This is a genomic window from Pseudomonas maioricensis, assembly GCF_022790535.1.
Classification (GTDB): Bacteria; Pseudomonadota; Gammaproteobacteria; order Pseudomonadales; family Pseudomonadaceae; genus Aquipseudomonas; species Aquipseudomonas maioricensis.
Genome location: NZ_LOHG01000006.1, coordinates 136736 through 152448 on the forward strand (window position 1 = coordinate 136736; position 15713 = coordinate 152448).

Annotated in this window: 13 protein-coding genes; 1 reads left to right on the plus strand and 12 read right to left on the minus strand. The window is 57.7% G+C overall.

Going from position 1 to position 15713, the window contains the following annotated elements:
• Window positions 1-7: 7 nt before the first annotated feature.
• Both pgl and zwf read right to left on the minus strand, forming a co-directional pair.
• Window positions 8-721 carry a 6-phosphogluconolactonase gene (pgl, locus tag AUC61_RS11685; RefSeq protein WP_243246201.1) on the minus strand — a complete coding sequence of 238 codons (714 nt, stop codon included), beginning with the start codon at window positions 719-721 and terminating at the stop codon, window positions 8-10.
• The gene (zwf, locus tag AUC61_RS11690) at window positions 708-2177 is read right to left on the minus strand and encodes a glucose-6-phosphate dehydrogenase (protein ID WP_243246205.1); all 1470 of its coding nucleotides are present in this window, start codon (window positions 2175-2177) and stop codon (window positions 708-710) included. The genes pgl and zwf overlap by 14 nt, the downstream gene beginning before the upstream one ends.
• A gap of 218 nt (window positions 2178-2395) precedes the next feature.
• Between zwf and AUC61_RS11695 the strand changes: the two genes are divergently transcribed.
• Entirely contained in the window at window positions 2396-3262 is an 867-nt protein-coding gene (locus AUC61_RS11695) for a MurR/RpiR family transcriptional regulator (protein ID WP_087264633.1), read from the plus strand.
• Between the two features lie 141 nt (window positions 3263-3403).
• On the opposite strand, the gene AUC61_RS11700 is transcribed toward AUC61_RS11695, so the two are convergent.
• The 10 genes from AUC61_RS11700 to edd all read right to left on the minus strand — a co-directional run bounded on the left by AUC61_RS11700 (window position 3404) and on the right by edd (window position 15665).
• Window positions 3404-4279: a D-hexose-6-phosphate mutarotase gene (locus AUC61_RS11700; protein WP_243246206.1), complete on the minus strand. Its 876-nt coding sequence runs from the start codon at window positions 4277-4279 to the stop codon at window positions 3404-3406.
• 165 nt (window positions 4280-4444) lie between these two features.
• A complete protein-coding gene (locus AUC61_RS11705) occupies window positions 4445-5800 on the minus strand; it encodes a carbohydrate porin (protein ID WP_243246208.1) in 1356 nt (451 codons plus the stop codon).
• Between the two features lie 113 nt (window positions 5801-5913).
• Window positions 5914-7077, minus strand: coding sequence for an ABC transporter ATP-binding protein (locus AUC61_RS11710; RefSeq protein WP_243246210.1), 1164 nt, complete (start codon window positions 7075-7077; stop codon window positions 5914-5916).
• Window positions 7078-7079: 2 nt separating this feature from the next.
• A complete protein-coding gene (locus AUC61_RS11715; RefSeq protein ID WP_243246214.1) occupies window positions 7080-7925 on the minus strand; it encodes a carbohydrate ABC transporter permease in 846 nt (281 codons plus the stop codon).
• Window positions 7918-8826, minus strand: coding sequence for a carbohydrate ABC transporter permease (locus AUC61_RS11720; RefSeq protein WP_243246215.1), 909 nt, complete (start codon window positions 8824-8826; stop codon window positions 7918-7920). Before AUC61_RS11720 ends, AUC61_RS11715 begins: the two co-directional genes overlap by 8 nt.
• A gap of 108 nt (window positions 8827-8934) precedes the next feature.
• Window positions 8935-10221 (minus strand): ABC transporter substrate-binding protein, encoded by a 1287-nt coding sequence (locus AUC61_RS11725; protein WP_243246217.1) that lies wholly within the window; start codon window positions 10219-10221, stop codon window positions 8935-8937.
• 299 nt (window positions 10222-10520) lie between these two features.
• On the minus strand, window positions 10521-11927 hold the full coding sequence (locus AUC61_RS11730; RefSeq protein WP_279291011.1) for an ATP-binding protein: 1407 nt from the start codon (window positions 11925-11927) through the stop codon (window positions 10521-10523).
• 60 nt (window positions 11928-11987) lie between these two features.
• Entirely contained in the window at window positions 11988-12725 is a 738-nt protein-coding gene (locus AUC61_RS11735; protein WP_243246219.1) for a response regulator, read from the minus strand.
• 139 nt (window positions 12726-12864) lie between these two features.
• Complete coding sequence (locus AUC61_RS11740; protein WP_243246221.1) at window positions 12865-13842, minus strand: glucokinase; 978 nt, start codon at window positions 13840-13842, stop codon at window positions 12865-12867.
• The gene (gene edd / locus AUC61_RS11745; RefSeq protein ID WP_243246222.1) at window positions 13839-15665 is read right to left on the minus strand and encodes a phosphogluconate dehydratase; all 1827 of its coding nucleotides are present in this window, start codon (window positions 15663-15665) and stop codon (window positions 13839-13841) included. Before edd ends, AUC61_RS11740 begins: the two co-directional genes overlap by 4 nt.
• Between the last annotated feature and the right edge of the window lie 48 nt (window positions 15666-15713).

Here is a 15713-nt window from a genome sequence, read left to right on the forward strand (position 1 = left end):
CCTTTTGTTATGGGCACCAGTAAATCTCAAGTGAAGAGTCAAGAAAGGCGCGAATTGGCATTTCAGCGAGGTCATCGCCCGCCAATGCGGCCCGCAGGGTGTCGAGTTTGGCCTGACCGGAAACCGACAGGATCGGCAGGCGTGCCGAAGCCAGCAGTTGACGGGTCATGGTCAGACGCTGATGCGGAACAGCAGGCGCCAGCATCGGCAAACAACGGCGAGTACTGCCCAGTTGCAACGCTTCGCTCAGGTTCGGGCTTTTGGGGAACAGCGATGCGGTGTGCCCGTCATCACCCATGCCCAGAATCAGCACATCAATCGGCGGCAGCTCGGCCAGCGCCTGATCAGCCGCCTCCGCAGCTTCTTCAAGGCTTGGCGCGACGGTGTATAGACCGAAGAAACGCGCCTTGGCCGCCGGGCCTTGCAACAGGAAACGTTGCAGCAAGCCAGCATTGCTGTCGGCGTGTTCGACCGGCACCCAGCGTTCGTCAGCCAGGCTAACGACCACTTTCGACCAGTCCAGCGGCTGCTGAGCCAGGCTCTGGAAAAACGCCACCGGGCTGCGCCCACCGGAAACCACCAGCGTCGCTACGCCCTTAGCGCTAATGGCTGCTTTTAGCTGTTCGGCTACGCTGGCTGCCAGCGCCTCGGCCAGCAGCTGCGGATTATCGAATTCCCGGGCCACCAGGCCCTGCGGAAACTCAAGTTCACATATCGCCATACCACGATCTCCCATCACGAGTAATCAGGGCAATGGAGCTCATCGGCCCCCACGATCCGGCGGCATAAGGCTTGGGCGCATCGCCCGCCTTTTTCCAGCCGGCGATCAGTTGATCGCACCACTGCCAGGCGTACTCAATTTCATCTTTGCGAACAAACAGGTTCTGATTGCCGCGCATGACTTCCAGCAACAAACGCTCATAGGCATCAGGGACGCGCGCGCTGCGGTAAGTGTCGGAAAAATTCAGTTGTAACGGGCCGCTGCGCAGCTGCATGCCTTTGTCCAGGCCCTGATCCTTGGTCATTACCTGCAAGGAAATGCCCTCGTCCGGCTGCAGGCGAATGATCAGCCGGTTGCTGATCTGCATGCGCTGCTCAGGGGCGAAGATGTAGTGCGGCGGCTCTTTGAAATGGATCACGATCTGCGACAGTTTCTGCGGCATACGCTTGCCGGTACGCAGATAAAACGGGGTACCTGACCAGCGCCAGTTACGGATATCTGCACGCAGCGCGACGAAGGTTTCGGTATCGCTCTGGGTGTTGGAATTCTCCTCCTCCAGATAACCCGGCACTGCTTTGCCTTCGCTGTAACCCGCGGTGTACTGACCACGAACCACCTGGGTGGCCAGACGCTCCGGCGTGAACGGTGCGAGGGCCTTGAGCACCTTCACTTTTTCGTCACGAATACTGTCAGCAGACAGGTCGCTCGGCGGGTCCATGGCGATCAGACACAGCAATTGCAGCAGGTGGTTCTGAATCATGTCGCGCAGTTGCCCGGCCTGATCGAAGTAACCCCAACGGCCTTCAATGCCCACCTTCTCTGCCACGGTGATTTCAACGTGGGAAATGTGGTTCTGGTTCCACTGGGTTTCAAACAGGCTGTTGGCAAAACGCAGTGCGATCAGGTTCTGAACGGTGTCTTTGCCCAAATAGTGGTCGATGCGATAAACGCGACTTTCCGGCAGGAACTGCGCTACGGCGTCGTTGACCCGGCGCGAAGAGGCGAGGTCATGACCGATAGGTTTTTCCAGTACTGCGCGAGTACGTTCGGTCAGGTTCACCGAGGCCAGATTTTCACAGATCGCGCCGTATACCGAAGCAGGCGTGGCGAAGTAGGCAATCAGGGTTTCTGCGTCGCCCACGCGCTCTGCCAGTGCGACATAGTCCTCAGCCTTGAGAAAGTCGACGTGCAGGTAGCTCAGACGCGCCTGAAAACGCTCCACGTGTTCCATTTCAAGCTGTGCTTCAGGAACGAAGCGGCGTAGCGCTTCATCGATGTGTGCCAAATGCTGCTGTTCGTCGCCGGGTTCACGTGCCAACGCAAGAATTCGCGTGTCGGCATGCAGCAATCCCGCGCGGTCGAGCTGATAAAGCGCCGGGAACAGCTTGCGCACTGCCAGGTCGCCCAAGGCGCCAAACAAGGCAAAAGTGCACGGTTCAACCGTAATCGAGAGCATAATGTTGGTTCTTTTATCAAGTTAAGCTACAAATACCTTTTTTAAAGGCGTTACTCAAGGCCATATGTAGTAATAACCACAACATTCAATCTAAAAGCATATTCCAGTGGTGATCAACACAGGCCCTGAGTACGATAGGCCACCTTTGCTACAGGCTAAAGGGCCTATCTGCCTGCCCTCGAAAAAACCTGAGCAAATCTGCCTGATTAGGACTTTGAATGGACCACTCAAGAAATCTTCTGGAGCAGATCCAGAGCCGCCTCGAAGAACTCAACAAGGCTGAACGCAAGGTTGCTGAAGCGATTCTTCTCAACCCACAACAAGCAACTCGCTTCAGTATTGCGGCATTAGCCCAGGCAGCCAAAGTCAGCGAGCCAACGGTCAATCGCTTCTGCCGTTCCTTCGCCGTCAGCGGTTACCCGGAACTTAAATTGCAATTGGCGCAGAGCCTGGCCAGCGGTGCCGCATACGTGAGTCGCGCGGTTGAAGCCGATGATGACCCAGAGGCGTACACCAAGAAGATTTTCGGCAGCGCGATTGCTTCACTGGACAGCGCCGTTCAGCAGCTGGACCCGGCCCTGATCAGCAAGTCGGTGGACATGTTGATTCAGGCGCGCCAGATCCACTTCTTCGGCTTGGGAGCTTCGGCACCGGTGGCGCTGGATGCGCAGCACAAATTCTTCCGTTTCAATCTGGCGGTCACTGCCCATGCCGACGTGCTCATGCAGCGCATGATTGCCTCGGTGGCGCACACCGGCGAGCTGTTCGTGATCATCTCCTACACCGGTCGTACCCGCGAGCTGGTAGAGGTGGCGCGCATTGCCCGGGCCAACGGTGCCTCGGTGCTGGGGCTGACAGCAGCCGGTTCGCCCCTGGCCCAGGCCAGCACGGTGAGCCTGAACATTCCACTGCCCGAAGACACCGACATCTATATGCCGATGACCTCCAGGATCATCCAGCTGACCGTGCTCGACGTGCTCGCCACGGGCATGACGTTGCGCCGCGGCGTCGACTTCCAGCCGCACCTGCGCAAGATCAAGGAGAGCCTGAATGACAGCCGGTATCCGATTGAGGATCAGGGGTAGCGCTTAAAGCGTTCTGTAGGAGCTGCCGAAGGCTGCGATTGCGATCGCGGTGGGTCGGGATAAATGCTTCGCAGCCTGCGGCAGCTCCTACAGAAAACGCATTTCAATCCAGTAGTTACATGTTGGCTCCTGTGTTTGCCATCAATGCAGCAGACACGCCTGCAAACTCAGCTCGACCTGCTCTCCCGGCGCAAGGCTCAGGCTTTCATCGCTACCCGACGCCGCTTCGACGCAGACGAATCCCGATGCTTCCTTGCCTGCCACACCCAGCAACGGCCTGCTACCTGGATGCCAGACAACAGTGCTGGCGTTATCGCCACTGTTGATACTCAGACGGCGCTGCCAGGATTGATCCTGTAGCTGCAATGGACCGTTGTGCTCAAATACCCGCTGACAGCCACCAGCAACGCGTAACTCGCCCTCCTGTCGGCATGCACGCCGATTCAACTGATCGAAGCCTTGAGCGCCTTCCAGGCCGTGTAAAGCCACATCAGCTACGTCACTGATGCGCCAGTAAGCGTGCAACGCGTGACCGAACTGACAGGGTTCGCTGTCTTCATGAGAGGTGCCAAGGCGTAACGCCATCCCCTCGCCTAGCTCCGCGTATAAATCCGCCTGCCAGTCACACAGCTGCAAACGCCAATGCAGACTGACGCCTGATTCGCTTTCGCGACTGTCGATCAGTTTCCAGTCCACCAATCGACCCCAACCATGCGCAGGCCAGCCCGACTCAACGGGATGCCTCCCATGCCAGGGCCAACACACCGGCACACCGCCACGAATCGCACCCACCTGCGGCCAGCGCGATGCGCACCACAGCCAGGGCTTTTGACCCGTGGGCTGAAAATGCAGCAGTTGTGCGCCCTGTCGGCTGAACACTGCCTGACACAACGGATGATCAATCAGCAATACATCGCGACGCTGATGACGCTCCCATTCAAAGGTCGGCCGGGCGCGTCGGGATGTGAAGAAGCGCTGTAGGGGGTGTTCGGATGCATCTGCTTGATTGGTGGTCATTGTTGTCCTGCGTCACTGGGTCTGTAGGAGCTGCCGAAGGCTGCGATGCGGTACATCTGACAGATCGCGATCGCAGCCTTCGGCAGCTCCTACAGACAAAGCATTCTTTTGCTCAAAAAAACGGGCAGCCAGGCTGCCCGTAAAGCACACACGACCCTTGATCGTTTAGAACTTGGTCTGCAACTTGATACCCGCGACCAGAGCGTTATCCACTTGATCTACACCACCCGGGCTTTTGATGTATTGCAGGTTGGGGCGGATAGTCAGCCAGTCGGTAACGTGTACGCCGTAGTAAATCTCGGAGTTGTACTCGCTCTTCTGGATAGGCAGATAGCCTGGGTTGTCATAGTCGCTGATGCCATTGACGGCGTTGATCTGACGGGCACGATCAGTCACGTTATCGTTGACGTGGATACGCGAAACACCGATGCCGATGTCATCCTTCGGACGCGCATCGAAAGGCCCTTTGAAGACCATACCGACTTGCAAGAAGTTGTCGACGAAGTTGGTGTCCTTGTCATGCACGGTGGCGTTGGCAAACAGGGTCAGGCCACGGGACGGATCGCCGCTGAAGGTACTGACCTGTTGTTGTGCCACAACCCACCAGCCGGTCTTTTCGTTACGCGACTTGAATGCCGCGCCGGTCAGACCCTGAGGCTGGCCATTAACGTCCTCATAGCGGTCGTCGGCGCTCGGGCTGCTGAAGTAATAGCCCAGACGGTATTCGCCAGGTAGCGAGTTAACGGTTGGCGACCACACCACTTCAACCGGCACCAGCGTCCCTTTGGAACCGCTGCCGCTCAGTTTGAAGCCGTTACCGGTTTCCAGGTTGGACGGGTTCTGCTCGTACACACCGATCTGTGCGTACACCTGAGGCGTGATGTTGTATTTCACACGCAGCGCCCACTGGCTGACCGGCCAGTTGTACCAGGTATCCACGTAGTTGGCGGCCTGGGTGCCGCAGAAGGTCAAGTTCTGGAAGTCGCAAGGGAAGCTGCCGAAGTCTTCGCCTTCGCCCATCCGACCGGCCTTGATATCGAGCTTGCCGTCGAAGAATTTCTGTTTGACCCACATCTGTGTCAGGCGCCAGGTCTGACCACGCCCCCAGACTTCCTGCGAGGAACTGAGCGTGCCGACTCGTGGATCGCCTAGACGATCATTAGAGATGTTTTTGCCGCTACGTTCTGTGATTGCCAACTTGAACTCAGCATCGTTCCAGCCGAAAGCTTTCTGCAGGTCGATATTGACGCCCAGCGCAAATTGATCGCTGTAGCGCGCGGTCTTGTCGGTGTCGTAGCCGCCGTGAATGTTGGAGCCCATCTCGCCGACGTATTCGAGCGAGAAATCATAGCCCTTGTCATACAGCTCTTTGCGCATGCCACCCCAGTCACCGGTCATATGCCCGTTGGGGTTATAGGGCTCGATGGCGTAGGCCGCACTGGAAAAAACCAGCGCACTCAATACGGACAAACCACCGACAAGCTGGAACTGATTAAGCGATTTATTGCGTAGCTTCTTCATCCCTTGGATCCTCATTTTATTGTTATTAGCTTTTACGGCATTGACATCGACTACTTCGTATTCGCTGGCAGGGCGCTCTGAATGGCAGTGAGCGCCCGGCTGGCAGTGCTCGGTCAGTTGTTACGGTTGATCTGGGTGACATTGGCCGCACGTTCGACTGGCTGCTGGCTGGCAAGCACGCCCAGACGCTCGCCAGTGGCGGCATCAAAGAGCAGGACTTTGGCCGGGTCGAATTGCAGCGTCAGGCTCTCACCCACCTGCGGAGCCACGTCTGGTGCGAGACGGCAGCAGACCTTGCTCTGGTTGAGCGTGACGAATACCAGCGTGTCCGGGCCGGTGGGTTCAGTGACCTGAACTTCAGCGCGAATGGTCGGCAAACCATTGGCCTCGGACGGTGCGAGCACAATCTGTTCAGGGCGCAAACCAAGGATTACTTCTCGGTCTTCCAGACCTGCATCGGTCATGCCCAATGGCAACTCGCAACGCGCCTGACCGCTATCGAGCAACGCGATCAGACGACCCTCCTTGCGTTGCAGGCGCAGGGGAATGAAGTTCATCGGTGGCGAACCAATGAAGCTGGCGACGAACAGGTTGGCTGGATCGTTGTAGATCTGTTTGGGCGTACCGAACTGCTGAATGATGCCGTCTTTCATCACCGCCACTTTGTCGCCCAGGGTCATTGCTTCGATCTGATCGTGGGTGACGTAAACCGTGGTGGTTTTCAGACGCTGGTGCATCAATTTCATTTCGGTGCGCATCTCGACGCGCAGCTTGGCATCGAGGTTGGACAATGGCTCGTCGAACAGATAAATCTTCGGCCGTCGCGCCAGAGCACGCCCCATCGCCACACGTTGCTGCTGACCGCCGGACAACTGCCCCGGCTTACGATTAAGCAGGTGCTCGATCTGCAAGAGCTTGGCGACGCGGGTAACTTCTTCGTCGATGGCCGCAGCACTCATCTTGCGGATTTTCAGACCGAACTCGATGTTCTCCCGCACGCTCATGGTTGGATACAGCGCGTAGGACTGAAACACCATGGCGATGTCACGGTCCTTGGGGCTCATGCCGCTGACATCGGCGTCGTCGATCAGGATCGAGCCTGCGCTGATGTTTTCAAGCCCGGCAATACAGTTCATCAGGGTTGACTTACCACAGCCGGACGGCCCGACCAGGATCAGGAACTCACCATCCTTGATCTGCAGTTCGATGTTTTTCAGCGTGTCCGGAAGGCCCGCGCCGTAGGTCTTGTTTACGTTGCGTAACTCGAGCGTTGCCATGTTTACCCCTTGACTGCGCCGGCCGTAAGCCCACGCACGAAATACTTGCCAGCGACGATGTACACCAGCAATGTCGGCAGCCCGGCGATCATCGCGGCCGCCATATCAACGTTGTATTCCTTGACCCCGGTACTGGTGTTGACCAGGTTATTCAGCGCCACGGTAATGGGCTGCGAATCGCCACTGGAGAACACCACACCAAACAGGAAGTCGTTCCAGATCTGGGTGAACTGCCAGATCAGGCAAACCATGATGATTGGCGTCGACATCGGCAAAATGATCTTGCCGAAGATCGTGAAGAAACCTGCGCCATCGAGCCGCGCCGCCTTGACCAGCGCATCCGGGATGCTCACGTAATAGTTACGGAAGAACAGCGTGGTGAAGGCCAGACCGTAAACCACGTGCACGAACACAAGCCCGGTGGTGGTGCTGGCCAGCCCCATCTTGCCGAGTGTGAAAGACGCAGGCAGCAATACCGTTTGAAACGGCAGGAAGCAGCCAAACAGCAGCAGCCCGAAGAACAACTGCGAACCGCGAAAACGCCACATCGACAGCACATAGCCGTTGAGCGCACCGATGGCCGTGGAAATCAGAACGGCAGGCACGGTGATTTTGATCGAGTTCCAGAAGTAGCCGTCCAGCGTCGCCCAGGCCTTTATCCAGCCAATCCCGGTGACCACGGTGGGCCAGCTGAGCAGGTTGCCTGAACCGATGTCTTCAGGTGTTTTGAAGCTGGTGAGCAACATGACCACCAGCGGTACGAGGTACAGCAGACACGCGAGGATCAATACCGCATAAATGGCGATACGACCGAAGCTGAAGGCTGGTTTGCCGACATGACTAGTCATTGCGCTTGGTCCTCAGCTCGGAATACAGATACGGCACCAGAATCGCCAGGATCGCGCCAAGCATCAGAATCGCACTGGCCGAGCCCATGCCCATCTGGCCACGGCTGAAGGTGAACGAGTACATGAACATGGCGGGCAAATCCGAGGAGTAACCCGGTCCACCTGCTGTCATCGCCGCCACCAGGTCGAAACTCTTGATCGCGATGTGCGCGAGGATCATCACCGAACTGAAGAACACCGGACGCAGACTCGGCAGCACGACTTTCCAGTAAATCTTCGGCATGCTCGCGCCATCGATCTGCGCGGCACGGATGATCGATTGATCAACGCCACGCAGTCCGGCAAGAAACATCGCCATGATGAACCCGGACGACTGCCACACAGCAGCAATCACCAGGCAGTACACCACGCGATCCGGGTCTACCAGCCAGTCCAGGCGAAAGCCTTCCCAGCCCCAGTCCCGGAGCATTTTGTCCAGGCCCATGCCCGGGTTGAGCAGCCACTTCCAGGCGGTACCGGTGACGATCATCGACAGCGCCATCGGGTACAGATAAATGGTGCGGATAAAGCCTTCACGACGAATGCGCTGGTCGAGGAACACTGCCAGCAGCACGCCGATTGCCAGGCTGATCGCGATGAACATGCCACCGAAGACCATGAGGTTCTTGCTGGCCACCCACCAACGATCGCTTTCGTACAGGCGCACGTACTGCGCAAGTCCGGCCCACTTGTAGCTGGGCAAAAAAGTCGAAGTGGTGAACGACAGGACGAACGTCCAGAGGATGTAACCGTAAAAACCCACCAATACGATGAACATACTTGGCGCAAGCACCAACTTGGGCAGCCAGCGTTGCAGCGCATCGAACGGCGAGGCTTTGCTGAGGGCAGCGACAGAGCTCATTGGCAGCATCCACTTGAAACGGTTTGATTCGAACCGCAGCCGCGCGATGAAACCGTGCAAGGTTTCATAAGCACAGACTGCGGCCGGGGTTACCAGGTATGTAAGGCGTTATTTGGCAGACTTGATCGCTGCGCCGAGTTTCTTTGCAGCGTCGGCAGGATCGGCCTTCGGATCGTTGATGTAGTTAGTGACCACGTCAAAGAACGCACCCTGAACCGCCAGCGTGGTCGCCATGTTGTGCGCCATGCTTGGTTGCAGGCCGCCAGATTTGGCGTCGGTCAGGAAGTCCTTGGCAGCGGTTTGCGCGCAGGAGTCGAAGCCGTACTTGCCCATATCACCGAGCATGTCGTTGCGGACGGGAATCGAGCCTTTGTTGATGCTGAAGACTTTCTGGAAGTTTTCACCCAACACAACTTTGGCGATGTCCTGCTGACCAGCAGCCGTACCGGCGTCTTTCTGTTTGAAGACGGCCAGCGAATCGATGTTGTAAGTGAAGGCTTTTTCGGTGCCCGGGAACGCTACACACTCGTAGTCTTTACCCGCGACTTTCTTGGCGGCGGTCCATTCACTCTTGGCCCAGTCACCCATGATCTGCATACCGGCTTTGCCGTTGATAACTTTGGCAGCTTCAAGGTTCCAGTCCTGCCCCTTACCATCTGGGTCCATGTAGGTAGCGACTTTTTTAAGCTCGGTCAGCGACTTGACCATTTCAGGACCGGTCAGCGTAGCGTTGTCCAGATCGACCAAGGCTTTCTTGTAACCATCAGCACCCATCACTGAAAGCACGACGGCCTCGAAAACGGTGCTGTCCTGCCATGGTTGTCCACCGTGGGCCAGAGGAATGAAGCCGGCTTTTTTCAGCTTGTCGCCAGCGGCGTAAAATTCTTCGAGGGTTGTAGGGTTTTTCTCAATACCGGCTTTCTTGAAGACTTCCGGGTTGATCCACAGCCAGTTGACGCGGTGAATGTTGACCGGCACGGCCACATAGTCGCCGTCGTACTTGACGGTGTCGGAGACTTTCTTGTCCAGCAGGCTGTCCCACTTCTCTTCTTTGGAAACGTCTTTCAGAACGTCAGTGTCGAGCAAGCCAGTGGACGCCCATTCCTGAATATCCGGGCCTTTGATCTGCGCTACGCCCGGTGGGTTACCGGATACGGCACGGCTCTTGAGCACTGTCATGGCCGTCGAACCACCACCACCGGCAACTGCGCCGTCCTTCCAGGTGAAGCCGTCTTTCTCGACCTGAGCCCTGAGCACATCCACAGCCGCTTTTTCGCCACCGGAGGTCCACCAGTGGACAACTTCGACGGTGCCTTTCGAATCAGCGGCTAGAGCGCTCAGAGGGAACAACGAGGCGACAGAGATGACAGCTGCGAGGCGGGAAATTGAATTCATCGATTTAACCTTTCTTGTTGTTATGCATGAGCAAGTCTGTGCTTGCGCTGCATGGAGTCTAACCAAGGGTTTTGAAAGAACAGTAACGAAGCGACGCGCAATGGTCACAGGATGGTTACATTGGAAAAAACAGATCAGGCGCTTTGCAGGAAGGGCTACCACATATTCGATGCCGCGCTGTCTCGCGATGAACACGACCCCTGGAGTGAGCTTGCTCGCGATAGCATTTACTCAGGCGAGGTATTTTTGACTGATAGATTGCTATCGCGAGCAAGCTCACTCCTACAGAGGCAATGGGATCACTCTACCGTTCTGGGCAAATACAACGTCACCCGCAGCCCGCCGCCGCGCAGGTTTTGCAGGCTGACTTCACCGCCGTGACTGTGGGCAATGTTGCGGGCGATGCCCAGGCCCAGGCCGTAACCTTGCTGCTGATTGCCCGCCAGCCGGAAGTGCGGTTCGAAGACCCGCTCCAGACGTTGCTCTGGCACACCCGGCCCCTCATCGTCCACGTGCAGAACGAACGCCTGAACGTTGTCTTCGATTTTGAGGTGGGCCCGGGTGCCGTATTTGAGGGCGTTGTCGATCAGGTTGCCAATACAGCGCTTGAGCGCCAGTGGTTTACCGGGGTAATGCGCCAGCGCTTTACCCTCCTGCGTAGCGTTGCCATTACCGTGAGGCAGCAGGTAAGGCTCCACCAGGCAATCGAGCACCTGATTGAGGTCCACGGCCTCGATGTTTTCGTGAATATCGGTGTCCTTCACGCACTGCAACGCGCCTTTGACCAACAACTCCAGCTCATCCAGATCGCGGGTAAATTTGGCTTGCAGGACTTCGTCTTCAAGCAGCTCTACCCGCAGGCGCAAACGGGTGATCGGGGTGCGCAAGTCGTGGGAGATAGCGCTGAACAACTGACCACGCTCGGTTAAATAGCGACTGATGCGGGTGCGCATGGCACTAAAAGCCCGGCTGACCTCCACCACTTCACTGGCGCCGCCTTCGACATCAGGCTCGACGTCCGCCCCCAATGACATGTCCCTCGCCGCTCGGGCCAGACGCTTGAGAGGACGACTTTGCCAATGGACCAACAGGCCAATGAACAGCAGCAGAAAACCGCTGGTGAGGGCAATAAACCAGACCTGCTGCAGCGGTAAGTCTTGCTCTTCCAGCGTGGTGTAAGGCTCAGGCAACAGTGACGCGATGTATAACCACTCACCCGCCGCCAGCTCGATTTGCGTCACCAGTACCGGCGGATTTACCGGTTCCAGAGTCAGGGCGTAATGCGCCCAGGAGCGAGGTAATTCGTCGAGTTTCAGACCGCTATTGAAGATGCGCAAATCCTCAGGGCGCACGAACCAGACCGCGATGGCCGGGTCGGTACCCAAGTGCTGACGCAGCACCTCGTCGACAGCCGTCAACACTGCCTGTTTGCGTGGCGTGGCATCCAGTACCTGCATGTCCAGCGGACGGTCATTGAGGGATACGACGAAACGTGTGCCGCCCATGCTGCGTAGCTGGTCAAGCACCAACGGGCGATACGCCAGAGGCAAAGACCGGAAATAACTGACGCTGGCCGCCATGGAGTGGGCCAGGCTGCGCGCACTGGTCACCAACCCTTCCATTTGCGTCGCACGTAACTGCGACAACCAGATGACACTGGACAGCGCCTGAGCGAGCAGGACAGCCAGCAGGGTTAACAGCAACATGCGCCCGAGGAGGGAGCGCGGCAACGGCAACGAACGTTTTGGCGCGTCGTAGATCAACACTCAGTAACCACTGCCGGCTTGGCAGATCACGTTCGCCGCCAGCAGATAACCACTGCCACGCACGGTACGGATAAGCCGCGGCGACTTGCCGGTGTCACGCAAACGCTGACGCAGGCGACTGACCGCCATATCGACGATTCGCTCAAGTGGCATCAACTCGCGACCCCGCGTCGCATTGCCGATGGTGTCACGATCAAGGATCTGCTGTGGGTTATCGAGGAACAGTTTGAGCAGCGCAAAGTCAGCGCCGGACAGAATCACTTCTTCGCCGTCACTGTGGAAGAGCCGGTGACTGACCATGTCCAGCCGCCATTCATCGAAGGTCAGCACATCACCACCGACGCGTTCCTGGCCGAACTGGGCGCGCCGCAACAGGGCTTTGATACGCGCGACCAGCTCCCGTGGGCTGAAAGGTTTACCCAGATAGTCATCAGCACCCAATTCAAGGCCGATAACACGGTCTGCCTCATCGGAACTGGCGGTGAGCATAATGATGGGGACATGGGGGTAGCGAACGTGCTGACGCACCCAACGGCAGAGACTGAAACCGTCTTCGTCGGGCAACATCACATCGAGGATCAACAGATCGCCTGGCTCTTCAGTGAAAGCCTGACGGAAACCCGCGCCATCGCCGACGGCGCGCACCTGAAAACCGGAACGGCTCAAGTAGGTTTGCAGCAACTCACGAATCTCTTGGTCATCATCGACCAGCAGGATCGATTTACTGACTGAGCTCACTGGGGTCGTCCTTGTTGCTATGGATCGTTATTGTTAGGGGTGAATCTTGAACACAAACCCTGTAGGAGCTGCCGAAGGCTGCGAAAGCGGTTTACCTGACACACCGTCATCGCAGCCTTCGGCAGCTCCTACAGAAAAACTAAAGCTCCACCGCGCGCTCCTCGCCAAATGCCTGCTGCAATGCCACGCCCGCGCCCATAAGGCCCGGATACTCGGCAGTCACCAGCCACACCGGGATGCCGTTGAAATAATCGCTCATCACACCTTTTTCGGCGAAGGCGCGTTTGAAACCGCTGCTCATGAAAAACTCGATAAACCGCGGTACCACACCACCGACGATGTACACCCCGCCGCGACCGCCGACCGTGAGCACGTTGTTACCCGCGACACGCCCGAGGAACACACAGAACTGTTCCAGCACCGCTGCCGCAACCGGATCCCCCGCCACAGCCGCAGAGGTAATGGCGGCCGGAGACTTGAGCACCGGCTCGATGTCATCCAGCGCACAGCTGACCTGATACAACCCCAGCAGACCTGCACCACTGAGCACGGTTTCCGCGCTGACATGTTCGTGCTCGGCCATCAGACGCATCCACAACATCGCTTCGCGCGCGTTGCCGATCGGCAGATCAACATGGCCGCCCTCACCCGGCAAGGCCATCCAGTGATTGACGCCGACACTGAGCAAAGTGCCAACCCCCAACCCGGTACCAGGCCCCACCACCACACGCGGCCGGTCTGGCTCGCTGATACCGTGACAGATCGTCAGGTATTCATCATCTGCCAGACGCGTCATACCCAGCGCCATGGCACTGAAGTCATTGATCAGCAGCAGGTCATCAACCTTGAGGTTGGCGCAGAACGACGTTTTGCTGAGTTTCCAGTGGCTGTTGGTGAACTCGAACTCATCACCGTCCACAGGCCCCGCAACCGCCAGACACACGGAGCCGACATCGCCCCGTTGCAGCTCCAGATCCTGAAGATAGACCTCAACGGCCTTCTCCGGGCTGGCGTAGTCGATGGTCGGGAATACCCGGATCGAATGCAGCTTGTCGTCTTCCCAAATGGCAAAACGTGCATTGGTACCGCCAATATCACCGACCAGGGCCAACTTCACTTCAGCGTCTCCAGATTCGAGGTAAAGGCGCTGGCGCCCTGCTCGGCGGAGCTGAAGGCCATGCGCATGAAACCGAACAACTCGCGACCGCAGCCGACCGCGTTATCAAGATGACCTACCGCAGGTTCTCTGGCGGCCAATTCTGCCGGTTCGATCAGAACTTGCAAGGTCCCTTTTACCCCATCAACGCGAATGATGTCGCCGTCTTGAACCAGTGCCAAAGGGCCACCACTGTAGGCTTCAGGGCAGACGTGGATGGCTGCCGGGATCTTTCCCGACGCGCCTGACATACGTCCATCGGTCACCAGTGCGACCTTGAAACCCCGATCCTGAAGCACCCCGAGAAATGGTGTCATTTTGTGTAACTCAGGCATGCCGTTGGAACGCGGCCCTTGAAAGCGCATGACGGCGACGAAATCACATTCCAGTTCACCGGCCTTGAACGCGTCAGCCAGATCCTGTTGATCATGAAAAACCCGTGCAGGTGCCTGAACAACCTGATGCTCCAGCGCGACGGCCGAAACCTTCATCACTCCGCGACCCAGGTTGCCTTCCATCACCCGCAGGCCACCCTCAGGCGAGAACGCTTTGGCGACAGGCCGCAGGATATTTTCATCGAGGCTTTCGATCGGGCCTTCGCGCCATACCAGCTTGCCGTCTTCCAGGAATGGCTCCTTGGTATAACGACTCAGGCCTCGGCCCAGCACCGTATTGACGTCTTCGTGGAGCAGACCGGCTTCCAGCAATTCACGAATCAGGAACGACATGCCGCCAGCAGCCTGGAAGTGGTTGATATCGGCTTTGCCGTTGGGATAGACGTGGGTCAGGGTCGGCACGACTTCGGACAGGTCGGCCATGTCCTGCCAGGTCAGTTGAATACCCGCAGCTTGAGCGATGGCCGGCATGTGCAACGTGTGGTTGGTCGAGCCGCCCGTGGCGTGCAGCGCGACAATCGAGTTGACCAGCGAACGCTCGTCGACGATTTCGCCGATGGGCATGAAATTGCCGCTCTGCATGGTCATGCGCGTGACCTGCTGCGCAGCCTCGAGGGTCAGCGCATCACGCAGCGGCGTGTAAGGGTTGACGAAAGAAGAACCGGGCAAGTGCAGACCCATGACTTCCATCAGCAATTGGTTTGTGTTGGCCGTACCGTAGAAGGTGCAGGTGCCAGGGCCGTGGTAGGACTTCATCTCCGAATCCAGCAGCTCCTCGCGAGTGGCCTTGCCTTCAGCATAGCGCTGGCGGACATCGGCTTTCTCCTTGTTGGAGATGCCGGAGACCATAGGGCCGCCCGGGATGAAAATCATCGGCAGATGACCGAAACGCAGCGCGCCCATCATCAGGCCCGGCACGATCTTGTCGCAGACGCCCAGCATCAATGCAGCGTCGAACATGTTGTGGGAAAGCGCCACCGCCGTGGACATGGCAATCACTTCGCGGCTTGCAATGCCGATTTCCATGCCGGGTTCACCTTGAGTGACACCGTCGCACATAGCGGGTACGCCACCGGCAAACTGACCGACCGAACCAATGTCACGTAAAGCCTGTTTAATCTGGTTCGGGAAATGCTCGTAGGGCTGGTGCGCCGAGAGCATGTCATTGTAGGACGACACGATGGCAACGTTAGCCGCGTTCATCATGCGCAGGTTGTTTTTATCTTCAGGACCGCAAGCCGCTACGCCATGAGCGAAATTGGCGCATTGCAGCTTGCCGCGCATCGGGCCGTCGCTGGCGGCACCTCGAATCAGTTGCAGATAGCGCTGCCGGGTTTCGCGACTACGGGCTATCAGCCGCTCGGTTACTTCAAGGATGCGGGGATGCATGTGCTGAACTCCAGGCTAACGTATGTGGTCACCCGTTTCAGACCTTGC

Coding starts and splice junctions, on each gene's coding strand:
- AUC61_RS11725 (WP_243246217.1), bottom strand. CDS start 10,221: ATGAATTCAATTTCCCGCCTCGCAGCTGTCATCTCTGTCGCCTCGTTG.
- zwf (WP_243246205.1), bottom strand. CDS start 2,177: ATGCTCTCGATTACGGTTGAACCGTGCACTTTTGCCTTGTTTGGCGCC.
- AUC61_RS11700 (WP_243246206.1), bottom strand. CDS start 4,279: ATGACCACCAATCAAGCAGATGCATCCGAACACCCCCTACAGCGCTTC.
- AUC61_RS11730 (WP_279291011.1), bottom strand. CDS start 11,927: ATGTTGCTGTTAACCCTGCTGGCTGTCCTGCTCGCTCAGGCGCTGTCC.
- AUC61_RS11705 (WP_243246208.1), bottom strand. CDS start 5,800: ATGAAGAAGCTACGCAATAAATCGCTTAATCAGTTCCAGCTTGTCGGT.
- AUC61_RS11710 (WP_243246210.1), bottom strand. CDS start 7,077: ATGGCAACGCTCGAGTTACGCAACGTAAACAAGACCTACGGCGCGGGC.
- pgl (WP_243246201.1), bottom strand. CDS start 721: ATGGCGATATGTGAACTTGAGTTTCCGCAGGGCCTGGTGGCCCGGGAA.
- AUC61_RS11715 (WP_243246214.1), bottom strand. CDS start 7,925: ATGACTAGTCATGTCGGCAAACCAGCCTTCAGCTTCGGTCGTATCGCC.
- AUC61_RS11695 (WP_087264633.1), top strand. CDS start 2,396: ATGGACCACTCAAGAAATCTTCTGGAGCAGATCCAGAGCCGCCTCGAA.
- edd (WP_243246222.1), bottom strand. CDS start 15,665: ATGCATCCCCGCATCCTTGAAGTAACCGAGCGGCTGATAGCCCGTAGT.
- AUC61_RS11720 (WP_243246215.1), bottom strand. CDS start 8,826: ATGAGCTCTGTCGCTGCCCTCAGCAAAGCCTCGCCGTTCGATGCGCTG.